Here is a 22,572-nt window from a genome sequence, read left to right as displayed (position 1 = left end):
GTTCGTACGCCGCGAGCGGCAACGCATTCCGGCTTACTCTAAACGGGAGACATCATGGACAATCTGTCGATCATCGACCCGCATCATCATCTCTACGATCTCAAAACCGGTAACTATCCCTGGCTGCAGGGGCCGATGCTGGAGCGCGTATTCGGTGACTATTCGGCCATTCGCCGCGACTATCTCATCGACGATTTCCTCGCCGACATCAGGAACCAGAACGTCGTGAAGTCGGTTCACCTGCAGGTCGAATATGACCACAACGATCCTGTCGCCGAGACGCGTTGGCTCCAGGGCGTCGCCGATGTTCACGGTTATCCGCACGGTATCGTCGCATTCGCGGACCTCGCCGCGCCGAACACGCAGGCTGTGATCGAGGAACACTGTCAATTCGCCAACGTGCGGGGCATCCGTCAGTGTCTGAATTTCCACCGCGATCCGGTGAAGACGTTTATCGATAACCCAAATCTGATGAGCGATCCGCAATGGCGTCGAGGCTATGCGTTGCTCAAGCGCTACGACCTGTCGTTCGACCTGCAGCTCTACTACACCCAGATGGAAGAGGCCTTGTCTCTCGCACGGGAGTTTCCCGATACGCTGATGGTGCTCAACCACACCGGCATGCCAGTCGACCGGATGCCGGAAGAAATCGAAGGCTGGAAGCAGGGCATGAAATCGCTCGCATCGGCTCCCAACGTTTTCTGCAAGATATCCGGACTGGGCATGGGAGACTGGAAATGGACGGTGGATAGCATCCGGCCGTTCGTGCTGCACGCGATTGAAGCGTTCGGGGCGAACCGCTGTATGTTCGCGAGCAATTTCCCGGTCGACAAACTGTTTAGCAGCTATGACGCCGTATTCAACGCATTCAAGGAAATTACGCAAGAATTTTCGTCCGACGAGCGGCGCGCGCTATTTCACGACAATGCGGAGCGGGTGTATAGGCTCTGAACTGAGCGTTTTTCCGGCTTGCTGCGAAAAGCAATCTGCCGAGGGGGCACTTCGGGACATGCCCGACTTGCCGATGTGCCGCAATTGGGCTCGTCAACTGCCGTTCGCAGGCGCCTCGCGACAGTCTGTACAGGATCGCGAAAAACCGTGGGAACACTTCCCGGTCGCCGGTCAGCGGGAACATCCGCTCGCTGAAATAAACCTGTAACTCCCGGTGTGCGGGTGCAATATGTCAGCGAGCGTTGTCACACAAGGCACAGATGGTGCTATCCCGCAGCGGCGTGCTGACTCGAAAGGCCGGCCAGTATCTTGCCCGGCAAAATGGGCAGGTCGCGCACACGCAAGCCAATGGCGTCGTAGACGGCTGCGGCCACTGCGGCATCCACGCCGGTCGCGCCGAGTTCTCCGATGCCGCGGGTACCGATCGCACTTGCATGCGGATCATACTCACTGACGAAGTGGATCTTGATATCGAGCGGAATGTCCGCATTCACCGGGACCGCCACGTTCGACAGATTCTTCGCGAGCCAGCCACCGGTATTGGGCTCCTGCACGCTTTCTTCCATCGTCGCCTTGCCCCAACCCCAGATGATCGCGCCCGTCATCTGGCTTCGCGCCGTTTTCGGATTGATGATCCGGCCCGCGGAGTAGGCACCCACCGCCCGGCGCAAGCGCACGAGGCCAAGCTCGGGATCGACGCCTACTTCGACAAAGATCGCACCCCACGTCCGCATCGCGTATGGCGTACCGTCGCCGTCCGCGCTGAAGCTGGCGCCACCCGGAAGCGTGAACGCACCGTCCGCGACCATCTCCGGTAGATTAGCCCGCCGCAGGCTCGCGCGAACGTCTTTCCCGCCGAGCGCATCGAGCTTCGCGTTGATTTCCCGGCAAGCCAGTGCGATCGCGCTTCCCGTGCTGCCCGTGGCGCTCGATCCATAGACGGGACTCGCCGGGTGAAGGTTGGTATCGCCCCACACAATCGACACGTTCTCGATCGGCAAGCCCAGCTCTTCGGCCGCGATCTGGCAAAAGACCGTCTGCGTGCCGGTGCCGATATCGTGCGTGTTCGCCTCGATCAGCGCCGTGCCGTCGGACCTCAGGCGCACGCGCGCCCCGCCGGGAAAGCGGAAATTGCCCATTGAGCTCGTCGCCATCCCATGTCCGATGCGCCACGCTCCGTCTCGTCGTGGCGTCTCGCCGCGCGTGCGCCAGCCATAAAGCCGCGCGCCTTCCTCATACGCCTCGCGAAGCTTTTTTGACGACCAAGGCTTGTTCGTATGCGGATCGACCTCGGCGTAGTTCGCCAGTCGTAGATCGAGCGGGTCGATCTTCAGCGCCACGGCGAGTTCGTCCATCGCGCTTTCGAGCGCCCATAGTCCCGGACCTTCCACCGGCGCGCGCATTGGCGTGGGCACGTTGATGTTGCGCCGCTCCAGCCACTGCTTGGTGCGAATGGCGGGCGACGCATAAAGCGTCTTGCTTGCTTCGCTTGCGGGCTCCAGATGCGTGTCCGCAATCGCGCTCGAATTGACGATTTCGTGATCGATGGCGCTGAGCCGGCCGTCCGCCGTTGCCGCAAGCTTGATGTCCTGTTTGACCCACGGCTGATAGCCGACGCAGACGAACTGATCGTGACGCCGCAGATGAAGCTTCACGGGCCGCCCCGCGACGCGTGCCGCGGCGGCGGCAAGAATCTGGTGCGGCCACACATATCCTTTCGAGCCGAACCCGCCGCCCGTGTGCGGTGCGATCACGTGAATGTCGTCCGGCCTCATGCCGAGTGCCGCGGCTACGACAAGCGGCACATTCTCGCTCGCCTGAACCGCATCCCACAGCGTGAGCTTGCCATGCTCGAATCGCGCAACGGTGCCCGATGTCTCCATCGCATTGTGGTGACGCGCGGCTTGAATATACGTCGCCGCCACGCTTGCCTGTGCGGTTCCGAAAATCGCATCGACGTCGCCCATCTCCAGATCGTCGCCGAGCATGCGTGGCTCGGGCGGCGGCTCGCGCGGCGCGGCGCCGGGAAGGACGGGGTCGTCGCGCTCGCAACGGACAAGCACGGCATCGCGGCCGGCTTCCGCCGCCTCGATGGATTCCGCAAGCACGATTGCGACCGGCTCGCCTTCGTACCGAATCGCGTCGTTTTGCAACGGCAGTGCGAGCACCGCCGCGGGCGGCTGAACCGCACCGAATCGCGGCATATCGTGCGCGGTAAGCACCCGCACCACACCCGGTAAGGTAAGTGCCGCGGTGGCATCCACGTCGATCAGCCGGCCCGACGCGACGGGCGCGCCGACCAACGCCGCATGAAGCGTGCCGGGCGGCGTGTTGTCAGCCGCGAATTTCGCCTGTCCCGTGACCTTCGCCTGGCCTTCCACGCGGGAGACCGCCGTGCCGATGCTCATGATCGCCCTGCTGCCGTCAGTAACGCACGCACCGCGGCATTGCGCGCCATCGTCACCTTGTAGCCATTGTGAGCGAGCGGCCGGGCGTCGCTCATTGCCGCGTCGACAATCGGCGTGACCACTTCCCTGGTCGGCGCCTGCCCGGCCAGCGACGCCTCCGCGGCTGGAAGGCGCCACGGACGTTGCGCCACCGAGCCAAGTGCAATGCGCGCCGACACAATGCGATCCCGATCGAGCTCCACGGATGCGGCTGCCGAGACCAGCGCATATTCGTAGCTGGCGCGCTCGCGGACTTTTACGTAGGCCGATCGTGCGTCCGCGCGGATGGGTATGTGAAAGGAGACGATCACTTCGTCGGCAGCCAGTCTCGTCTCGAGCCGGGCGGCATCGCCGCCCACGCCGGCCGCTTCCTGCTGCGTCAGGTGGAACTCCGTCATCTTGATCATTCGACCGCCGTTCGGCCCGATGACCTCAGCTGTCGCATCCAGACAAGCCAGTGCCACAGCCGGATCGGACGGTTGAACCGCGACGCATGCATCGGTCCAGCCAAAAATTGCATGCCGTTCGTTGATGCCATTGCGCGCGGGGCAGCCCGACCCGGGATTGCGCTTGTTGCAGCCCCATGGCAACGGCGCTTCCGAACGAAAATAAGCGCATCGCGTCTTTTGCATCACATTGCCACCGAGCGTCGCGCGGTTGCGCACCTGCGCCGAGGCGGCGAGCAGACAGGCTTGAGCCAGCGCGCTCGCGTGGGCGCCGACGAGCGCGTCTTCACCGATCACGTTCAGGTCCGTCAGCGCGCCGATCACCAGATCGTCACGCTCGCGCACAATACGAACGAGACCTGTGAGTCCAGCGACATCGATGACGCGATCGGGCGCTGCGATGCCGAGCCGCATCCAGTTGAGCAGCTCCGTACCGCCCGCGATGATCGCCACGTTGCCCGCCGCCAACGACGCGACTACCTGTTGCGCGGTTGCGCCACGCGCGTATTCGAAGTTTTTCATCGTTTGTCCCCGGCCGCGCCGGCGGCATCGAGCACAGCCGCCGCGATCTGCGGATAGCAAGAGCAGCGGCACAGATTGCCGCTCATCCATTCGCGAACGCTCGCCTCATCGGTCGCGTGCCCTTCAGCGATGCAGGCGACCGCGGAGACGATTTGCCCGGGCGTGCAATAGCCGCACTGAAAGGCATCGTGCTCGATAAATGCCCGCTGTACCGGATGCAGCGTCCCGTCGGAGGCGGCCAGACCTTCGACAGTCGTGACCTCGCAGCCGTCACATTGCACGACGAGCGTCAGACAACTGTTCATCCGCTTGCCGTCGACCAGCACGGTGCAGGTGCCGCATGCGCCTTCATTACAGCCCTTCTTGGCGCCGCTGAGACCCGAGTCTTCGCGCAACCAGTCCAGCAGCGTGACGCGCGGGTTCACCGTAGCGGCCCGCGGCTGGCCGTTCACACGCATCGTCACCGTGATGCTGCTTGACCAAGGCAGCCCGGCGTCTCCATTTGGAGCTAATTGCTCCCCGAAAGTAGCGTCGTCCATTCCCAATTCCTTGCCGGTTTCAACAATCACTCTGCTTGTATATAGACCATATGGAGTTGATATCAAGGGACGATATCCTTCCTGCTTCCGCACCGTCTCCCAAAGAATCGATCCGGCTCGAACTGCAACGGCGAGCTGCTCGCATGCACTCGCTCGACACTTGCAAGCGGGCCAGGATTAGGTGAGCCGATTTCGACCTGATGCTGATTGAGGCCCCAGGTCCCAGGCCATAGGCGCCAGCGAAATGCAGTCGATGTAGGTGATGGCTACCCTTCTCCGACGAGAACTGGCCGGTTTGCAACGACCTGTGCCTGACGTCGGTTGGCTGCACGCGCTAAAGGTTATTCGACATCTGCCCTCATTCACATGGCTGTGAGTGTGCCGCGGTGGCGGTGAGCTTGCCGAGAATCGATGACGGATCGCCGCCCGTGACACGGTTCAGCGTCGCGCCCGACCCGTTGTTGAAGGCGACGGTGTTGCCGTTGCCGATCGAGAAGCTGTGCCAGTCGATCACGCCGCGGGACGAGGACTGGTCGATCGTTAGCGAAGTGGTGCCGCTCGTCATCGCGCCTTGGCCCCGGACGAAGGCGCCGCCCTGCGGCAGTGGTCCGGCCGCGTGGGCCATCGGCACGCGCCACGCGGCGAGCGCGAGCGGCACCCAAAGTGCAAGCGTCAGCGGGCGCAGAGCACGGTTCCACGCGAAAGGCCGCGACCGAGGCGCGATGAGTGCCGCGCCGGCATACGCCAGCGAAAAGGACAGCCCATTGCGCGGGGTTGGGGGCGTCGTCGCGGAACGCAGATTGTTGCGACCAGGCAAGGCGCGAAAGCCGCCATACCGCACAACACAGCCTAATGGCAGCAGCGCGTTTCAAAAGACCAACCGGTATTTGGGCATGCACCCGGTGCTTGCCGGTACCGCTTCAGGCGGGGATGTGTGTCGGTCGCCGCGGCGGCAGGAATGGCCGTTCAACCCTCGGAAGCGGACGGAGAGAGCGGCAAGAAGCATTGGTCGCCGGCAAAAGCGATAGAATGCCCGCTGCAAAAGACAATATTGACGGGTAGACGGCATGGAGCGGCCGGGCGCGCAGCGTTGGCATGAGCAAACGTTTCCAGGTGTCTTTCGCGGACAACCTGAGAAGGAGCAGGCGCTCCTCCGGATATGCATGGGCACGGTCGTGTTGATCGGCTATATCGCCGTCGCCGCGCTCCAACGCACGGCCGCCGCGTATGACACTCTGGGCGTGGTTTTCGCATACGTGGTATTCGGCGTGGTGACATACATAGCCGCGACCGCCGCGACGGTTCGGCCGCGCCTTCGATTGACGGTCACCACCATTGCAGACCAGGCGCTTGTCATGACTGCCTTGGCGCTCGGCGGGCGCGTGGCGCTGCCCTTGCTCTGGGTCGTGTTCTGGTTCCTTGTGGGTGCCGGTTGCCGCCACGGCAAGCGGCCGTTGCTACTTTCATGTGCAGTTGCGCTTGCAGGCGTCGTGATTTTGATGCGCGTCGAGTCGTGGTGGAGAGAAAACCTCGCGGTGGGATTGGGCATCATGCTCAGCATCGCGGCGACTTCCGTGTACTTGATGGCCCTCGTGCATCGGCTCGAACGGCAGGCTGCGACGGATCCTCTGACAGGACTCAGCAACCGCACTCGCCTCGAGCAGGCGATCGCTAAAGCGACTGCGGCGCGAGACGACGATAAAGGACAGTCTGCCTTGATGTTCATCGATCTCGACGGCTTCAAGTACGTCAATGACGCTTATGGGCATGCGGTGGGTGATGAACTGTTGCAGTGCTTCGCCAACGGTCTGCAGACACGCATTCGCCGCGGCGATACGGTTGCCCGCCTGGGAGGCGACGAGTTCGCGGTGCTCGCCCGCCACGTGCATGGCGACGCCGGCGCGCGCGCGATTGCCGACGGTATTCACGACATCCTTCATGGGCTTCGAGAGATCGGCGGTCATCCCGTCGCCGTATCGGCCAGCATTGGCGTGCGCATGCTCGGTACCAATAGCGCGGACGAACGTCTTGATGTACACGCCCTGATGCGCCAGGCCGATAGCGCGATGTATCGCGCCAAAGCGAACGGGACGGACAAAACCTCATTCTTCGATGAGACGGGTGCCGGCGCGTAAGCGGACAGGGTTCCCGGCGGTGCCCTGCTCGTGTTGGCGAGCGCATTTGATGCAGGTGCCGGGCCGCGGACGCTCGTATCTGGGAGCATGTGCGCGTCGTCTCGCTGCGGAAGGTAGTTTCATTTCGCGGCTGGAGTTTGGCCCGGAGTGGGGCGAACTGAGACGGTCGCCATCCGGCCACGAACGGCCATACGCTCGAGCATTCGGACAGACACTCAAACGTCCGGTCCACTCAGATAGCGGACCTATGCCTGTCAGTCGAGCTCATTGCGTTACCTCACGGAAGCACACAACCAGGAACGGTCGCATGCCTTACGGACGGTGTACTCAGTACACACCTGGTACGCCCGGTGGACGATTCTTGAAGCGTCGATGCACCCAGTAATATTGCTCTGGGCACCGATTGATCTGCGTTTCAAGAAATTCATTCAATCGGCGCGCGTCGATCGTCTCACTTTCTGAAGGAAAGTCGCTGAGCGGCTCGAAGATGGTCAGCTTATACCCGCGGTAGTCGGGCAATACTTCAGTCATGAATGGTACAACCCGCGCATGGGCCAGTCGAGCAAGGCGCGAAACCGAAGTGAGTGTGCAAGCGGGGACGCCAAAAAACGGCACAAAAACGGAGTTGTGTATGCCGTGATCCATGTCAGCAGCCAGCATGACTGGTTTGCCTGAACGAAGTAAGCCGACGATCTTTCTGGCGCTTGTCGAACGTTCAATCATCTCGGCGCCAAATCTGCCGCGTTGCCGCTTGGCTAGACTGCAAAGGCGCGCGTTCGACATGCGTGTATACAGTGAGGCGGCGGGCAGGCGCGTTGAGTAGAGTATGCAGCCGACCTCGATGCTCACGAAATGGAAGCCCAGAAAGATGGTCGGTGGAGCATTCCTGTCTTCCAGATCGATTCGACTTTCGATGTGGACCAGCTTCCGTATCCTTTGCGCGCTGCCATACCATTGAATCCCTCGTTCGAGATAGCTTCGAACGACGTGGCGAAAATGGTTTCTGGCAAGGTCGTCGTACTCGCACTCGCTCTTGCCCGGAAAACAGAGACGCAGATTGACGAGAGCGATATGTTTTCGGGAGCTTGGAAGTGCGTATAACATTGCCCCAAGCGCGCTGCCGAACCTTGCGACGAGCGTATAGGGAAGGACTGCAAAGACGCGCAGCAGCACTACAATCAAGACATAGCCTAATCGCCCCAAGAACCTCCCCCGCTTGCGAGAATCACTCATCGCGACACGGAAAAATACGAATACTTACGGATGTATAACAAAGTTCGAGATCCTGGTGGCATAGCATGGCGATGGCAGCGAAGTATCGCACGTACTGCGTTGTGACGGGCTACCCAGGTGGACGCCAGGGGTTCTCGGTTCTCCCTGGCGAAAACGACTGCGTATGGGCAGCAAGCGCCTGCACCGCGGATGCACCACCAGGCGGCCGTTCTACCTTGAAAGCCGCGGCCGAGTCCGCATTGGGGCGAAGGGCAGATCCGGGTCGCGAGCCGCCGACCGCCGTCAGGCAGGAGTCGGCCCAAGAGCGGCCGCTCGGACGCACGTTGATGCAACCCCTGGAATGTGGGCTCCCGCCCAGACTCCAGACCTTCCGTCCGCAATCTGGCCATGGTCTGGCGTCGCATGCCCCATCCATCGCCATAAGCATGGTGGCAACGTCTTCGAAGCTACCGACGCCGCTTCGCTCAAAACGCTTACGTCCACTGGAACAAGCCGGCCCTCTCGGCAAGAGCCGATCGGCGTCGAGGTTTTTTGTTTCGGCAAAGATCCAGGTGCCACGTCTCTCAGCGCCCAACCGGCCTGAATAAGCGATTCTTGTCGAGCATGGCTGGATCGAGCGTATTCTCGCTGCCTTCCGCAGGCGACTCGGGGGCGGCGTCTTCCAGCGCCGGCCCGGTATAGCGGCCTCGTGGCCGTATGACCTTGCTCACCCGGAGTTGCTCAATGCAGTGCGCGAGCAAACCCACGCTCCGGGCTGTTGCGAACAACGCGAACGACGCATCGCGCGGCAACGCCAGTTGAGCCGTCAGGGCCGCAAGCGCAACGTCGATATTTGGCTTGAGCCCGGTCAGCTCAACCACCTTGTTGATGAACGACATGATCTCTTGAGGCGGATTCAGCACTTCGAGCACCGCGGCCGCCCTCGGATCGCCGTCCGGATACAGATGATGTCCAAACCCGGGGATTGGAATGGCCGACTGCAAGTGATGGGCAACCACGTGCTGCGCACCGAGTCTTCCGACGTCGTCGAACACGGCCCGCACGCGGCCTGACGCGTCGCCATGCAGTGGGCCGGAGAAAGTCGCGAGTCCCGTGAGCAGGCATCCGGGCAGCGACGCGCCGGTGGAGGCGGTAATCCTGGCGGCGAACGCGGAACTCGTAATCTCATGGTCGGCCACGAGGACTAAGGCACGGCGGATAAGTTCGGCGCCATCGCGGTCCTGGCCCCAACCAAGCGCGAGCCGCTCATGCGTCATTTGTGCGTTCGCGCCGCGTCGCGCACCAAACGCTTGTGCGATGAGCGCCACGAGCCGGCCGGCCTCGACATGCAGTGCGCTGTCCGTGCGTCCGAGGGTCGAGTGTCCACAGGCCGCGAGCGCTGCCAGCGATGTGAACGCGCATTGCCTGCCGCGCTCGTCGCCCTGTAGCGGCAACTCGCCGCTTTCGAAGGAAACGGGGGCGCGCGCGTTCCAGAGAATGGCCGCCACGTCTTCAAGCGTCGCCGCGTCCGAAAGCCGGATGCTATCCCGCCCCCGGTAGTAGGGCCGGCCTTTTGAGAAGGTGGTAATGCTGCTGTAAATGCAGGGTTCCGCACCGAATATGGTCCCGGCGGCGAGCGCTTCGCGCTTGCGTCCCACCTGCTTTTTTCGGCACAGACCGGCGACGTCCTCCGCGCGATAGAGGCTCTTGCGTGGGTCGAGCGGATCCGGCATGACGGCGATGGTACCTCGACTTACATACGCATAGACAGTCTGCGCCTGCACTCCGAGTTGTCGAGCCGCTTCAGTCAGAGTGATCCAGTTTCGCATGGGATGGCAAGCAAGGTGATGCAGCGCAACGGGGCAACGGGGGAGTGACGACGCAGATCGCGCCTTGCACTCGAGCACGACCGATCCAGCGCCAATATTGACTTTTTTTCAGGTAAAAGTCATCTCGGCGGGTCGCCGCTCCAGTATCTCAACGAGAACGTCACCGGGCGAGCGCACGAAGCAGGCTCTGACGCCGGGGCGAACCTGCTTGATCGGTTCGACGATTTCCGCGTCGCAGAGCAACAGATGCACGAACGCCGCGTCGATATCGTCCACGACCACGCCGAAATGATCTATGCCCTGCTGCCGCTCGCAGCGAGGGTGGCCGGCTTGGACGCTCGCCAGCGAGGTGATGAAAAGGTTGATGCTGCCGATGCGCAAATCCACTCGCCCAGGACGACGCACGATCTCGGCGTTCAGGCAGCGCGCAAACCATGCCGCAGTGGCTTCGGCGTCCGCCGAGCACAGTTGCAGATGATCCCACTTGAATTCAATCATCCGATTTCACCGTATAGTTGAAAGCATCACAGTTCGATGCGGGAAAGCTTGCCCAGCAGCACGGAATACGAAAACGTTCCGAGCAGGCAGATCGCGCCCATCAGGTTGAGGGCCCAGTAGAAGTGGCCGGTGTGCTGGGTGATGTAGCCGATCATGAGCGGCGTGGTGACGGCCGCGATGTTGGCCGCGAGGCTCGTGATGCTGCTGGTCAGTCCCACGTACTGTCGAGGCGCGATTTCGGAAACGGCGGCCCACGACATCGACCCGACGCCCTGCGCGAAGAACGCGATCGTCAGGATGGCGATCACCAGCTCGTTCGACTCGACGAAATTGACAAGCACGATAGACGCGCCGAGCATCGTGCCGATGATGAGCGGAGCCTTGCGCGCTGTCGAAAGCGCCACTCCGCGCCGAATAAAAAAGTCCGAAAGGGAGCCGGCCGCGAGGATGCCAACCGTGGCGCCGATAAAAGGCAGTGCCTGGAAGATCCCAACCTTGATCATCGACATGTGACGCGCTTCGATCAGATAGGTCATGAACCACGTGGTGAAGAAGACCAGCAGCGTGTTGTTACAGAACTTTCCGAGACAGATGGCGAGAACCTGGCGGTAGGTGAGCAGCTTGAGCGCCATGCGCCAGTTGAATTTCTCGCGGGGCTTGCGCGTCGCCGCGGCACCTTCATTGATGTATTGCAGCTCGGTGGCATTCACGCGCGGGTGCTGATGCGGATCGCGGTAAACCCGGTACCAGAGCAGACTGAACAGAATGCCGAAGCCACCGGTCACATAAAAGACCGTCCGCCAACCATACGCGGCGGAGATCCACAGCAACAATCCGGTGAACAAGGGCGTCCCGATGTATTGCCCCATTACGTAGACGCTGGTCGCGAAGCCGCGTTCCCGGGCGGGAAACCACAAGGTCACGGCGCGTGCGTTTGAAGGGAAGGCCGGCGCCTCCAGTGCGCCGATGGCGAGCCGCGACCCGAGCAGCATCTGATAGCCGGTCGCGAAACCCTGCGACAGCGTGGCGAACGACCAACCGACCAGAGACAGCGCATAGGCGAGGCGTGAGCCGAGAATGTCGGTCAGCACTCCGCCGGGCACCAGCGCAATGGAATAGGCAAGACCAAATGCAGCAAACAGCTCGCCCATCTGCATCTTGTTGAGCGCCAGCCCCTTCGAGAGGCCCGGCGCAACGATGCCCAGCGCCGACCGGTCCACGTAATTCAGAATGGTGGCCATGAGCAACATCGAGAGCACGACGTAGCGGACTCTGGAGCGATTCGTGGTATCCGCGTAAGCCGGGGTTCCCACCGGCAATGTTTGTTCCTCTGCGATTTTCATCGGTGTCTCCGTAACATTAGCCTGTTGTTTTTTTAGTTGGCTTAAGGGCGATTTATCCGCGGCCGACGAACGGCATGGCGGTCGCCATGATGGTCATATTGAGAACATTGGCTTCGAGCGGAAGACTGGCCATGTGCACGACTGCATTCGCCACGTGCGTCACATCCATTCTTGCTTCGGGTGCCAGGCGTCCGTCCGCTTGCAGTACGCCGTGGTTCATCCGTTCAGTGAGCGATGTGGCGGCGTTGCCGATGTCGATCTGGCTGCAGGCGATGTTGAATGCGCGTCCGTCCAGCGCGATCGATCTGGTGATGCCAGTCACAGCATGTTTTGTTGCCGTATAGGCAATGGTGTGCGGCCTTGGCGAGTGGGCGGAGATCGATCCGTTGTTGATGATTCGTCCGCCTTGCGGGGACTGTGCCTTCATCAAACGATAAGCGGCGCGAGCGCAGAGGAAAACGCCGGTCAGATTGGTGGCCACGACGTCGTTCCAGAAGTCGACTTCGTAGTCTTCCAGAGGGACAGCCCCAGCATTGCGCCCCGCGTTGTTGAACAGCACGTCGAGCCGACCGAATGCCTCGGCAATTCCCGAAAACGCGTGCTCGACCGATGCTGCGTCGCCAACGTCGGCCTGGAATACATCCGCTTCTCCCCCCGCCCTGCCGATTGCTTCCTTTGTTTCCAGCAGCGGCTCGGCTCTGCGCCCGATCAGCGCGACGGCGAATCCTGCGTTAGCAAGTGCGACGGCGGCGGTTCGGCCGATGCCGGAGCCGGCGCCCGTCACGGCTGCGAACTTCTTCGATGCAGACATTTCCTTTCCTCTCGTCAAGTCAATTGGACATGGGAAACAGAGTTGCATTCGCATCAGGGGTTGAGCAATCTTGATTCATTGAATCAACATCCGCGGGCCTTGCGGATGGGGATCGCATCAGGGTTTTCCTGATGCGCGTGTGGCCGCAAGCAAGATTGAAGAGGGGCAAGACGGAAACAAATCGCAACGCGCAGGCGCCGCGAACAATAGGGGCGAGTCATCACCGAGGAGTTGATTCATCCAATCAACATTGACGGCCCGGTCAGCGATTTCGTAGTCTCTCGACGTCTGCCTACCAGAGGAAAAACCATGTCGGAAGATAAACGCACCAGCCTGTTGATTGCGCGAACGGTTCCCACCGCCGTGGCGAATCGCGCTGCGGCCGAATTCCATGCCTTCGTGACCGAGTCCGATATGAACTCGTGGTCTGTCGTCGACTTCTGCAAGAAGCACGACGTGCCGGCCGTACTCATCGGGAAAAAATCCGGCCTGCAAGCGGAACACATTGCCGCGCTGCCTTCGACGGTCAAGATTATTGCGAACGCGAGCGCGGGCTTCGATCACATGGACGTAGCGGCGGCCCGTGAAAGGGGAATCGTCGTGACGAACGCGCCCGACGCGTTGACCGAGTGCACAGCCGATTTTTCCATGCTGCTCTTGCTGGCTGCGTGCCGTCGCGCGTCAGAATACGAACGGATCATGCGCAACGGATGGGGCAAATCGTTCGGCATGACCGAGATGCTGGGTATGCGAGTGAATGGCAAGACGCTCGGCATCGTCGGATTTGGGCGTATTGGACGGGCGGTCGCTAAGCGTGCGCAGGGATTCGGCATGCGCGTGATCTACACGGACATGCACCGTGCGGCCCCGTCGCTGGAAAATGGCGCGACCTTCTATGCCACTCTCGACGAAATGCTGCCGCACTGCCAGGTCCTCACGCTGCACGTGCCGGGTGGAAGCGTCCCGCTCATGACGAAAAGAGAGTTTGGACTCCTTCCCGCAGGCGCGATTTTTGTTAACGCGGCGCGTGGCGGCCTGGTGGACGAAGATGCGCTTTATGACGCCCTGACGTCGGGTCATCTGTTCAGCGCGGCTCTGGATGTGTACCGGAACGAGCCCAACGTCGACAAGCGGTTTGCTGAGCTCGACAACGTGTTCCTGACGCCCCATATGGCCAGCGCAACGATCGAGACCCGCGACCAGATGGGCTTTACGGCGCTGGACAATATCGCCGCCGTGCTGGAAGGACGGCCCGCCTCGAATCCTGTCTAAGGCTCGCCCTCATCGGGACAGTAACGTTGCGACGCCGGCTGACCAGCCGTCTCCCGATAAACATCGACCGGTTGAATCCGCCACCGCAAGCAGCCGTTGGTTTCGCACCGGGCCGAAGGGCGGCAGTGGGTCGTCAGTACGCGCTGGCGGATTTGAGAGTCGCCGCTCCGGAGCCGCCTCGGGCGAGCGCTACGGTGTGCCCGGCAACGAAGCGGTGCTCAACGCGTTCTTGCGCTACCGCCATACGCAGGGGCTTTCCGAACGGATAATGACTATCGACGAACTGTTCGCGCCTTCCACCACGGCGCAGTTCGTTATCTGACGCCATTCGCGGAGCGGCGAAAATCTCTTCCTCTGGCCCGAGACAGGTTTCTCCATGCGCGCCAACCATGCTTTGTCCACGCAAACTGGCATGCCCGTGCTCCAGACGACGGGCCATATCTCCTCGTTCGGCAACGACGCGATTGCATTGCGCTGGACGAACGAGGACAAACGTCTCGCCGGTTTCTCGCTGATCGATTGCGAGCGCAAACGCACGTTGCGCATCGTCGCGCCGTTCACGCTCACGCTCGCTGACGGAACCACCATCGGCCTGGCCGAGCTGAGGGTCGTTGCGCCCGTGAGCGACGCTGCGCTCGAACCCAACCCTCATGCGTCCCGCTTGGGCGAACGAATCGCAGGGCGACGCGCGAGCGTCTCCCTGGTAGATACACATGGACGCCTAAAGGTGCAATTGAGCGTGGAACAGCGCGAAGGGTCACGATATCTGCGCGTCCAGCTGGCGATTACGGCGCTTCTTCAGGACGAAGAGATCGCTGCCGTCTCATTGCTGAAGACGCGCGCTCCAGGCGCCAGGGCCAGTAGTGAGCGCAAGGGCACGCCGGTCATTGCGGGCAACTTCTATCTGGGCTTCGAGCACCCGCTGGCGACAAGTCAGGTGAAGGGCGACAGCCTCAGCTTCATGCTGCATCGCGCGTTGCCGCTGGAGAAAAACAGGACGCTGGTCTACTCCGCTGTGGCAGGTGTAGCCAGCGACGGCCAGGTTCGGCGCGACTTCGGCATCTATCTGGAGCGGGAACGGGCTCGCCCGTATCGCCCGTTTCTGCACTACAACAGTTGGGGCGACATCGGCTACCTCACGCCGTACACGCAGGAGCAGGCCCTCGAGCGCATCGCAACAATCGGCCACGAGTTGCACGCAGCGCGCGGGGTGCAGATCGATTCGCTTCTGTTCGACGATGGCTGGGACGACCTTGGCGGCGGCTGGCAATTCAGCAAGGCATTTCCACATGGCTTCGTTCCGCTGCGCGACGCTGCCGCGCGATTCGGCGCCGCTCCCGGCATATGGCTTTCCCCGTGGGGCGGCTACGGTGCGCCGAAACAGGAACGCGTGACGCGAGGACGTGCCGCTGGTTATGAGGTCATCGACAACGGTCTCGCATTATCGGGGCCGACGTATTACCGGCGCTTTCATGAAGTCGCGATGGACTTGCTCGACAAGGGCGGCGTCAACCATTTCAAGTTCGACGGCACAGGCAATGCCGACAGGGTGTTCCCCGGCAGCCTGTTCGACAGCGATTGGGACGCGGCGATTCAACTGATCGAGGACATCCGCGCGGCCAAGCCTGAAATTTTCATTAATCTCACCACAGGTACGCATCCGTCGCCGTTCTGGCTGCGCCACGTCGACTCCATCTGGCGCGGCGGCAGCGACGATGGCCTGGCGGGCAGCGGCACCAACCGCGAGCGCTGGATCACATACCGCGACATGCAGACGTATCACAACGTCGTGGAGCGCAGTCCGCTCTTTCCACTCAATTCGCTGATGCTGCACGGCATCCTCTACGCGCAGTGCAATCCACGCCTCAATGCGTCGGCGGGCGACGCATTCTCCAACGAAGTGTGGTCGTACTTCGGGACCGGCACGCAATTGCAGGAGCTCTACATTACGCCGGCGCTGCTGGGCGAGCACGACTGGGATGTGCTTGCGCGCGCCGCCCAATGGGCGCGCGAAAACGGCGACATTCTTCGCGACAGTCATTGGATCGGCGGAGCGCCGGACGAACAGGCGGCCTACGGTTGGGCAGCGTGGGCGCCGCACAAGGCGATCGTGACGCTGCGCAATCCTCACAGTCGCACGCAACGCTTCACACTCGAGCTGCGGCGCCAACTGGAACTGCCGGATCACGCGGCGGCACGATTCGAATCGCGCAGCCTTGGGCGTGCGGGGGATTCCGGTATTCCTGCTCAACTGGACGCTGATCTGTCGCAAGCAGTGCAATTGGCGCCGTTCGAAGTGCTTACGCTCGAACTGCTGCCGGTTGCCGCCGCGAAGCGGTGAAGGGGGGACGATACGTAGGCGCTAGTACAACCTGTCGGCCAGTTGAATCGGCTTTGCCTCGATCTGATGGAGGTCGAAGACCAGCACCTCGTTGTTACCTTGCACGAGCCACGGCGCGGGACAATACAGGCGCCTTTGCGGGCCGATGTTCCAGTAGCGTCCGAGATTGTGGCCATTGACCCAGACGATACCCTTGGTCCAGTTGCTCATGTCGAGCCAGGTGTCGCCGACTTCAGTCAGCAGCACGTTCGCCTTATAAAAGAGACCGGGTTTCCGTGGGTTCGTGCAGTCTTCGTTGAGGTTGGCGATAAACGTTTCATCCATCGGCAGCAGGTAGATGTCCCATTCCTCGAGCAACGCGAGCGAGCCGTCGACGTGTTTCATCGTGACCGGCTCGAGCAGACCTTTACGGTCAACGATCGCGGGTCCGAAGTTGACGCGCCCCATGGCCTCGACGAGTATCTCCAGCGCGACCTTGCCGTCCGGGTTCGACCCGTGGTTGTGCCGCGCCGAAGGCAGGGCAAGCGGCGCGCGATGCATCATGTGGAGCGACTGCGCGTACTTCTGCGGCAGTTGCGCTCTCGATACGCCGCCCGCGTACCGTTCACCAAGGAAAACCGTTGCGTAGTCGTGAACGGCGCTGATATCCAGCACACCGCGCGCGTGCTCCGGCAAAGACTTGCGATACAGCACGAAGCCAAACGCCTGACCGTAGCGTTCAAACGACTGCGGCTCGACGCCATGCTCGCGTGGCAGTGCCGCGGGCAGGTTGTCCCAGATCGAGGCGTAGAGCGTTGGCATCAAGGCCTCAGCGCCTGCGCAGTCAAGCGTGGCGATGCCCTCGGGTATGGCTGGCAAGGGTTCGGGCAGATAGCTGGCGATCAGGTCTCGGTACTTGATGTACTTCGGCGTCGCCATGCCTTGCTCGCTGATCGGCGCGCAGTAGTCGTAGCTCGTGATGTCGGGCTGATAGTTGCCTGAAGCGTCCACGTTCGCGCCGGCAAAAAAGCCAAAGCTCGTGCCGCCGTGAATGACATACAGGTTGAACGATAGTCGCGCCTGCATGAACGTGGCCAAGGTACTGGAGAGGTCGTAGTCCACGCCCGCGAACCCCGCTTCGCCCCAATGCGTGAGCCACCCTGGGTACACCTCGCCAGCCATCGCGGGCACCGAGGGGAATTCGCGGCGCACGGTTGCGATCTGCGCTGCGTCGCCGTTGCTCAGCGCGATCGCGCCGCCCGTTACCGTGGTGCGATTGCGTTCGAGTTGCGGCAGACCGTCTTCGGTGTAGAACGGCCCGGTTATGCCTCCTGCTAGCCAAAGCTGCCTGAGCTCTTCGAGGTAAGCCGGATTGCTCGCATACGAACCGAATTCGTTCTCGATCTGGATCATCAGGATCGGTCCGCCGTGCTCGCTCATCAAGGGCTTGATACGCGGAACCAGTTCGTCGATATAGCGAGCCACCGCCGCCATGTAGCGAGGATCGGTGGCCGAGTCGGTCCGCAACTGGATGTCCGGATCGCGCAACAGCCAGGAAGGGAGGCCGCCCAGATCCCACTCCGCGCACACGTAAGGTCCGGGGCGCAACAGCACCCACATCTGCTCGGCATGGCAAAGGCGGATGAAGGCCTCGATATCGCGATTCCCGCTGCGGAAGTCGAACACGCCTCTATGCGTCTCGTGGTAATTCCACATGATGTACAACGCGATGCAGTTCATCCCCATCGCCCTTGCCATGCGGATCCGGTGTCGCCAGTACTCGCGCGGGATGCGGGCTGGATGCACCTCGCCGCTGCGAATCTGGAACGGCAGGCCGTCGAGCAGGAAATGTTCGCCGTCGGGGCTAAAGGAGAAGGTATGGCTGCGTTCGAGGTTCACGATGGGCGTTGTCAAGTTGACGAATGCAGGCTACCTGTAAATCGGCTGCACCTGCGAGAACGGTAGAACGCAGTTCCTTAACGATCAACAGCTTGCGAACTTTTTCGGTCCGCGGCGGCGCCATGCCTCGCACGGACCAAAGGTGTCGTTCGCCGGACCGGCCGACCAACGTCAGCTGAGGAACGGCGGATTCAACCGGTGGATGCGATCGCTCGATGGAATCGTTCAGCTGGCGTGCGTATTGCCGGTGCGTGAACTATTCTGAAAAGACCGCAATTGTTCATTCCTTTTCAGGTATTCGACAGGAGGTGTGCCATGTCGATGTCGCCAACCTTGCAGGACTGCCTGCGCAGCAAGGGTTCCCGCTACGAAGTCGTGCGTCACCCATACAGCCACTCGAGTATCGAAACGGCTGCTGCGGCGCACATTCCGGGCGACCGCCTCGCCAAGACCGTGCTCCTCGAAGACGAACACGGCTACGTGGCCGCCGTGCTGCCGTCAACTTACGCCGTGCAGCTCTCCGAACTCTGGAGCAAGACAGGGCGCCGGCTCGCCCTGGCCACGGAAGTCGAACTGCGCGAATTATTCAAGGACTGCGATGTGGGTGCGGTGCCGCCAATTTGTATGGCGTATGGCATGAAAACCTACCTGGAATCCAGCCTGGCAGGCCAGCCCGACGTCTACTTCGAGGCGGGCGATCACGAAGAACTGATTCATATGGAAGCGGATCAGTTCCTCATGCTGATGGACGATGCGGAGCGCGCCCATTTCGCCCGGCGGATGCGAGGGTTGAGCGGGCGGGCCTGACCCAACTGGCCAGCTCGTGCGCTGGCCGCGATAATTTGACCGCCTTTTGCTTCATTTGTCAGGGGGTAACTAATCAGCGGAAGCTAGAATTTTTTTCCAACTTCCGCTTGATTAGTCACGCGTCATTGCGCCAGCTGCCAGCGCAGCACCGGATGCGTCGCGCCGGCAGGCATCGCCCACACCCCCGTCGGACCGAAGTCATCACCGACGAATGATGCCGGTGTGCTCATCTGCGCGGTGGTCAGCCCGTTCACCGCGGGAATCGGCGTGCCGTACACGACGCCGGCTGTGGCGGTCGTGGTGTCGGTGTCCCAGTACACATCGTTCCCGATCGTGCCTGTATTGGCCCGCGCGATGCCGATCGGCTGATAGGACGGCTGAGTCACGAGACCGGTTGCGAATCTCCCCACGACCCATTCCGATATCATTTCGCAAGGATGCGCGGCATTTGCCGTTATCACGTATGTAGTCTCTAACCTTTTCCCCGTTGCAGCGGGGACGCGCTCTGAAGTCAGCGATGAAAGTCGATCTAGCCACGCTTTACCTTCTTGTGATCGGAACCTTGTTTGCCAGTTCCGCCATGATGTATTGGGAACACCTGTCCCATCCCAAGCGCGGCAAGGAATTGCGAATGCTGGCGGCCGGCTATGCGACCCTCGGAATCGGTTGCGCGGCGGCTGCATTTCGGGTTCAACTGCTCGGTGCAGTTGGCCCCGCAGTGAGTAATCTCGTGATTCTCACCGGCTATCTGCTCGTCCTGGACGGTGTGGCAATGTCCAACGGCCGGCGATATCTCGCGAGCTCGATCGGGTTGCTTCTGCTGATGGGGCTCACGTGGGCCGTGGCTGGCGTGCGTTGGCAGGCTGCCGTCTGGATGTACGTCAGCGCCATCCCGATCGCGCTGGCTTCCGCCATGACGTCGCTCGAACTGCTGCGAGGCGACGGCATGCCGGCGGTTCAATCCCGGCGCGTCGCCGTGGCGGTAACGGGCATCCACGCGCTGTTTTACGTCGCCCGGGCTTTCGTGCTGCCATGGCTGGTGCCGATCTTCGGGCCGCGCGTGCTGGCTGTCTCCAGCGAAATCACGATGTACGAAGGGGTTCTCTACTCGGTCATTTTGCCGATGACCTTGCTCCGGCTGACCCGGGAAGAAATTCATGGTGAGCTTTTGCAGGAGTCCCGCACGGATTACCTGACTCGCCTCGGAAATCGAAAGTTGTTTTTCGAAGAGGGGGAGCGGGTTATCAGCGACCACGGCATAAATCGACTACCCGTCACACTTCTTGCGTTCGACCTCGATCACTTCAAGAGAATCAACGACCACTTTGGGCACAAGACCGGCGACGAGGTTTTGAGGTCATTCGCGGAAACCGTTCGAGCCGTGACGGGTACGGACGCGATTCTTGCACGCATCGGCGGCGAAGAATTTGCCGCCCTGCTGCCGGGCTACGACAGCGACCGCGCAAAAAAGCTAGGCGAGACCGTTCTCAGCCGGTTCGCCGCAATGTCCCATGGCGCCGACGGCGACCGGATTCGCGCCACTGTCAGCATTGGACTCGCCGAGTCAAGTCGCGAAACGGCTTCCCTCACCGACCTGCTGTCAGCCGCCGACCAGGCGTTGTATCGAGCCAAGTCGCTGGGCGGCAATCGGCTTGAACAGACGCCAACGACCGCGCTCGCCGCCGCCAGTTGCTGTTCGAGTGGCAATCGGATTTAAGCTCCCGCCGGCTAGAGTGTGGGGAAGTTTCCGGTCCCGCTCGAAACACTGAATTCGTTTGCCAGCACGGCTCCGTCGATTTTCCGCGTGGCCGAGGAGCCACGGGGATTTTCGTCCGAGCGCGATCGCGCACGCAGGTACGACACATGGATGCTCACGAACCCGACACGCGGCCGACCCAGCCCGTAACCCGCCCTGTCCTTGTCTGGGACGCGCCGGTGCGGTTGTTTCACTGGCTGGTGGTCGTGCTGGTCACGGCCGCGTATGTCACGTTGAAGCTGAACTGGATCGACTGGCACGTGCGCGTCGGCGAGACGCTGCTCGCCCTTGTTATTTTCCGGCTGCTGTGGGGCTGCTTTGGCAGTGAGACCGCCCGCTTTCGCAGTTTCGTGGCATCACCCGCGGCTGCGCTTCGTCATTTGCGCCGCCTGTTTCATCGCGAGCCCGATGTGCAGGTAGGCCACAATGCGGCCGGCGGCTGGATGGTTCTATTTTTGCTCGTCTTGCTGCTGACCGAGACGCTGAGCGGGCTCTACGTCAACAACGACATCGCCGACGAAGGGCCGTTTAGCGAACTGGTGCCCGTGTGGCTCGCCAACGCAATCTCGGCGTTGCACGGCCTTGTCTGGTACGTGCTGCTCGCCGCGGTGGTCCTGCACGTGCTCGTGATCGCCCTCTACGCGGTAGCGAAGGGACACAACCTGCTGCGCCCGATGCTGACCGGCTACAAACTGCTGCCCTCGTCCGTGGACGCGCCGCGGCAGGCGCCAGCGCTGCTGGCGCTGCTGCCATTCGGCGTCGGCGTTGCCGTGGTGATGCTGCTCGCGGCTTATCTGTGAGCCTGCCGCAAACCCGCTCTCCGGGCGCGGCTACCGTGCCTGCTTCAGCTGCCCTTCGGCGGCTTCACCTGGCCGCGAATTTCGCCATTCGGATTGTTCTTCGTGTGAACGTTGATGTACATGTCACCGGCTTCGAACATCTTGGCGTCGTCCGGAGATAGGGTGGCCTGACCGGTGATCGGGCTCGTCACCTCCATGTTGCCCTTCTGCGACAACCAGACTTTTATGCCAGCGTTTTTACCGGCCGGGGCGGGTCCGTGGAAATGCGCCATCGTGGTCGGACTCGTCAATCCGCTGAAGCTGATGTTCCAGGTGACGACCCGCGTGCTGGGGTCGTACGTGAGCTTGGCGGTGCCGCTGCCAGGCGTCTGCACCGGCGGAACCTGTTGGGCGCCCGTCAAAGGCACCTCGAACGAGACGGGCGCCGCTTGCGCCAAGGTCAGCGTACCCGCCAAGGCCAAACCACAGAACACCATGAAAGCGCGCCGCGTGATGGATCGTGACATCTGGTTTTCTCCTGTTGGGTTTGCCCTTGGTGAGCGGGCGATTATTGAAGACTGCAGAAGACCTCGTCGGCGTTGTTGGCAGCCAAACAAGTGAGTCAAGCATAGACGCAAGCAGGCCGTAACGCGAAGGTTGCATGAGGCCGAAATCCGGCTATGCGTGGCAACCGCCCCGTTACGTCGACGCCAGATGAGTCTGTCCAGCGATTCGAAAGGAAATCGTCGGGCGAAAATCGTTGAAATTTGATCTGGCGCGAAAAATTCTTCCGGTACGAGATGCGCTTCGTGCGGAGGCAGCGGATGTAACTGGCGCGACCTGGTGTTGCGCCAGGAGCCTTTCGGTGACGGCGATACCGTTGCCTCGGCGATGGCGAGAGCCGATACAGCGCTCTATGCCGCGAAAGCCAACGGCAGAAACTGCGTGATGCTGGCGGGGTCGTCGCAGCGTGCCGATGACATCGTTTCCAGTTTCCGGCTTAGGA

General features: G+C 61.7%; 20 protein-coding genes. 8 read left to right on the top strand and 12 right to left on the bottom strand.

The features are described from left to right. Positions 1 to 63: 63 nt before the first annotated feature. Complete coding sequence (locus OKW26_RS06295) at positions 64 to 951, top strand: amidohydrolase family protein (RefSeq protein ID WP_429354187.1); 888 nt, start codon at positions 64 to 66, stop codon at positions 949 to 951. A gap of 266 nt (positions 952 to 1,217) precedes the next feature. Here OKW26_RS06295 and OKW26_RS06290 read toward each other — a convergent pair whose 3' ends face one another. The 4 genes from OKW26_RS06290 to OKW26_RS06275 all read right to left on the bottom strand — a co-directional run bounded on the left by OKW26_RS06290 (position 1,218) and on the right by OKW26_RS06275 (position 5,563). Beyond that, positions 1,218 to 3,359: a xanthine dehydrogenase family protein molybdopterin-binding subunit gene (locus OKW26_RS06290; protein WP_429353018.1), complete on the bottom strand. Its 2,142-nt coding sequence runs from the start codon at positions 3,357 to 3,359 to the stop codon at positions 1,218 to 1,220. Continuing rightward, on the bottom strand, positions 3,356 to 4,366 hold the full coding sequence (locus tag OKW26_RS06285; protein WP_429353017.1) for an FAD binding domain-containing protein: 1,011 nt from the start codon (positions 4,364 to 4,366) through the stop codon (positions 3,356 to 3,358). The genes OKW26_RS06290 and OKW26_RS06285 overlap by 4 nt, the downstream gene beginning before the upstream one ends. Then, positions 4,363 to 4,905 (bottom strand): (2Fe-2S)-binding protein, encoded by a 543-nt coding sequence (locus tag OKW26_RS06280; protein ID WP_429354186.1) that lies wholly within the window; start codon positions 4,903 to 4,905, stop codon positions 4,363 to 4,365. Before OKW26_RS06280 ends, OKW26_RS06285 begins: the two co-directional genes overlap by 4 nt. Positions 4,906 to 5,263: 358 nt before the next feature. Further along, positions 5,264 to 5,563, bottom strand: a complete 300-nt coding sequence (locus tag OKW26_RS06275; RefSeq protein WP_429353016.1) for a filamentous hemagglutinin N-terminal domain-containing protein — start codon at positions 5,561 to 5,563, stop codon at positions 5,264 to 5,266. A gap of 505 nt (positions 5,564 to 6,068) precedes the next feature. On the opposite strand from OKW26_RS06275, the gene OKW26_RS06270 reads away from it, so the two are divergent. Then, on the top strand, positions 6,069 to 7,040 hold the full coding sequence (locus tag OKW26_RS06270) for a diguanylate cyclase domain-containing protein (RefSeq protein WP_429353015.1): 972 nt from the start codon (positions 6,069 to 6,071) through the stop codon (positions 7,038 to 7,040). 327 nt (positions 7,041 to 7,367) lie between these two features. Here the strand turns inward: OKW26_RS06270 and OKW26_RS06265 are convergent, their stop codons facing one another. From OKW26_RS06265 to OKW26_RS06245, 5 genes are all read right to left on the bottom strand, one after another. Continuing rightward, complete coding sequence (locus OKW26_RS06265) at positions 7,368 to 8,273, bottom strand: lipid A biosynthesis lauroyl acyltransferase (protein WP_184061669.1); 906 nt, start codon at positions 8,271 to 8,273, stop codon at positions 7,368 to 7,370. A gap of 563 nt (positions 8,274 to 8,836) precedes the next feature. Next, positions 8,837 to 10,081: a citrate/2-methylcitrate synthase gene (locus OKW26_RS06260; RefSeq protein WP_429353014.1), complete on the bottom strand. Its 1,245-nt coding sequence runs from the start codon at positions 10,079 to 10,081 to the stop codon at positions 8,837 to 8,839. Between the two features lie 108 nt (positions 10,082 to 10,189). Then, positions 10,190 to 10,579 carry a VOC family protein gene (locus tag OKW26_RS06255; protein WP_090807437.1) on the bottom strand — a complete coding sequence of 130 codons (390 nt, stop codon included), beginning with the start codon at positions 10,577 to 10,579 and terminating at the stop codon, positions 10,190 to 10,192. A gap of 26 nt (positions 10,580 to 10,605) precedes the next feature. After that, the gene (locus OKW26_RS06250) at positions 10,606 to 11,922 is read right to left on the bottom strand and encodes an MFS transporter (RefSeq protein ID WP_429353013.1); all 1,317 of its coding nucleotides are present in this window, start codon (positions 11,920 to 11,922) and stop codon (positions 10,606 to 10,608) included. A gap of 52 nt (positions 11,923 to 11,974) precedes the next feature. Further along, positions 11,975 to 12,733 carry an SDR family oxidoreductase gene (locus OKW26_RS06245; protein ID WP_429353012.1) on the bottom strand — a complete coding sequence of 253 codons (759 nt, stop codon included), beginning with the start codon at positions 12,731 to 12,733 and terminating at the stop codon, positions 11,975 to 11,977. Between the two features lie 309 nt (positions 12,734 to 13,042). Between OKW26_RS06245 and OKW26_RS06240 the strand changes: the two genes are divergently transcribed. The 3 genes from OKW26_RS06240 (at position 13,043) to OKW26_RS06230 (ending at position 16,346) form a co-directional block, all read left to right on the top strand. Continuing rightward, positions 13,043 to 14,005 carry a 2-hydroxyacid dehydrogenase gene (locus OKW26_RS06240; RefSeq protein WP_187619784.1) on the top strand — a complete coding sequence of 321 codons (963 nt, stop codon included), beginning with the start codon at positions 13,043 to 13,045 and terminating at the stop codon, positions 14,003 to 14,005. 196 nt (positions 14,006 to 14,201) lie between these two features. After that, entirely contained in the window at positions 14,202 to 14,327 is a 126-nt protein-coding gene (locus OKW26_RS06235; protein WP_429353011.1) for a hypothetical protein, read from the top strand. 54 nt (positions 14,328 to 14,381) lie between these two features. Then, entirely contained in the window at positions 14,382 to 16,346 is a 1,965-nt protein-coding gene (locus tag OKW26_RS06230; RefSeq protein ID WP_429353010.1) for an enterotoxin, read from the top strand. Between the two features lie 21 nt (positions 16,347 to 16,367). Here OKW26_RS06230 and OKW26_RS06225 read toward each other — a convergent pair whose 3' ends face one another. Then, positions 16,368 to 18,239 carry a beta-galactosidase gene (locus OKW26_RS06225; RefSeq protein WP_429353009.1) on the bottom strand — a complete coding sequence of 624 codons (1,872 nt, stop codon included), beginning with the start codon at positions 18,237 to 18,239 and terminating at the stop codon, positions 16,368 to 16,370. 300 nt (positions 18,240 to 18,539) lie between these two features. Here OKW26_RS06225 and OKW26_RS06220 point away from each other — a divergent pair, with 300 nt between their 5' ends. Continuing rightward, positions 18,540 to 19,031: an aminoacyl-tRNA deacylase gene (locus OKW26_RS06220; protein ID WP_429353008.1), complete on the top strand. Its 492-nt coding sequence runs from the start codon at positions 18,540 to 18,542 to the stop codon at positions 19,029 to 19,031. Positions 19,032 to 19,153: 122 nt separating this feature from the next. On the opposite strand, the gene OKW26_RS06215 is transcribed toward OKW26_RS06220, so the two are convergent. Then, positions 19,154 to 19,441 carry a hypothetical protein gene (locus OKW26_RS06215; RefSeq protein ID WP_429353007.1) on the bottom strand — a complete coding sequence of 96 codons (288 nt, stop codon included), beginning with the start codon at positions 19,439 to 19,441 and terminating at the stop codon, positions 19,154 to 19,156. 107 nt (positions 19,442 to 19,548) lie between these two features. On the opposite strand from OKW26_RS06215, the gene OKW26_RS06210 reads away from it, so the two are divergent. Together OKW26_RS06210 and OKW26_RS06205 are read left to right on the top strand one after the other, a co-directional pair. Then, complete coding sequence (locus OKW26_RS06210; RefSeq protein WP_429353006.1) at positions 19,549 to 20,748, top strand: diguanylate cyclase domain-containing protein; 1,200 nt, start codon at positions 19,549 to 19,551, stop codon at positions 20,746 to 20,748. A gap of 146 nt (positions 20,749 to 20,894) precedes the next feature. Next, on the top strand, positions 20,895 to 21,587 hold the full coding sequence (locus OKW26_RS06205) for a cytochrome b/b6 domain-containing protein (protein WP_090807451.1): 693 nt from the start codon (positions 20,895 to 20,897) through the stop codon (positions 21,585 to 21,587). Between the two features lie 44 nt (positions 21,588 to 21,631). Here OKW26_RS06205 and OKW26_RS06200 read toward each other — a convergent pair whose 3' ends face one another. Then, entirely contained in the window at positions 21,632 to 22,093 is a 462-nt protein-coding gene (locus OKW26_RS06200) for a CHRD domain-containing protein (protein ID WP_429353005.1), read from the bottom strand. Positions 22,094 to 22,572: the final 479 nt, after the last annotated feature.

The sequence above is a fragment of the Paraburkholderia sp. 32 genome, from assembly GCF_050435345.1.
Classification (GTDB): Bacteria; Pseudomonadota; Gammaproteobacteria; order Burkholderiales; family Burkholderiaceae; genus Paraburkholderia; species Paraburkholderia tuberum.
The sequence above is the reverse complement of the archived record's forward strand: the minus strand, read 5'-3'. Positions and strand labels throughout refer to the sequence as shown.

What these genes read in the sequence shown, in the direction of transcription:
- OKW26_RS06290 (WP_429353018.1), bottom strand. Translation starts at nt 3,359, where the DNA reads ATGAGCATCGGCACGGCGGTCTCCCGCGTGGAAGGCCAGGCGAAGGTC.
- OKW26_RS06285 (WP_429353017.1), bottom strand. Translation starts at nt 4,366, where the DNA reads ATGAAAAACTTCGAATACGCGCGTGGCGCAACCGCGCAACAGGTAGTC.
- OKW26_RS06280 (WP_429354186.1), bottom strand. Translation starts at nt 4,905, where the DNA reads ATGGACGACGCTACTTTCGGGGAGCAATTAGCTCCAAATGGAGACGCC.
- OKW26_RS06270 (WP_429353015.1), top strand. Translation starts at nt 6,069, where the DNA reads ATGGGCACGGTCGTGTTGATCGGCTATATCGCCGTCGCCGCGCTCCAA.
- OKW26_RS06265 (WP_184061669.1), bottom strand. Translation starts at nt 8,273, where the DNA reads ATGAGTGATTCTCGCAAGCGGGGGAGGTTCTTGGGGCGATTAGGCTAT.
- OKW26_RS06260 (WP_429353014.1), bottom strand. Translation starts at nt 10,081, where the DNA reads ATGCGAAACTGGATCACTCTGACTGAAGCGGCTCGACAACTCGGAGTG.
- OKW26_RS06255 (WP_090807437.1), bottom strand. Translation starts at nt 10,579, where the DNA reads ATGATTGAATTCAAGTGGGATCATCTGCAACTGTGCTCGGCGGACGCC.
- OKW26_RS06250 (WP_429353013.1), bottom strand. Translation starts at nt 11,922, where the DNA reads ATGAAAATCGCAGAGGAACAAACATTGCCGGTGGGAACCCCGGCTTAC.
- OKW26_RS06245 (WP_429353012.1), bottom strand. Translation starts at nt 12,733, where the DNA reads ATGTCTGCATCGAAGAAGTTCGCAGCCGTGACGGGCGCCGGCTCCGGC.
- OKW26_RS06240 (WP_187619784.1), top strand. Translation starts at nt 13,043, where the DNA reads ATGTCGGAAGATAAACGCACCAGCCTGTTGATTGCGCGAACGGTTCCC.
- OKW26_RS06230 (WP_429353010.1), top strand. Translation starts at nt 14,382, where the DNA reads ATGCGCGCCAACCATGCTTTGTCCACGCAAACTGGCATGCCCGTGCTC.
- OKW26_RS06220 (WP_429353008.1), top strand. Translation starts at nt 18,540, where the DNA reads ATGTCGATGTCGCCAACCTTGCAGGACTGCCTGCGCAGCAAGGGTTCC.
- OKW26_RS06210 (WP_429353006.1), top strand. Translation starts at nt 19,549, where the DNA reads ATGAAAGTCGATCTAGCCACGCTTTACCTTCTTGTGATCGGAACCTTG.
- OKW26_RS06205 (WP_090807451.1), top strand. Translation starts at nt 20,895, where the DNA reads ATGGATGCTCACGAACCCGACACGCGGCCGACCCAGCCCGTAACCCGC.
- OKW26_RS06200 (WP_429353005.1), bottom strand. Translation starts at nt 22,093, where the DNA reads ATGTCACGATCCATCACGCGGCGCGCTTTCATGGTGTTCTGTGGTTTG.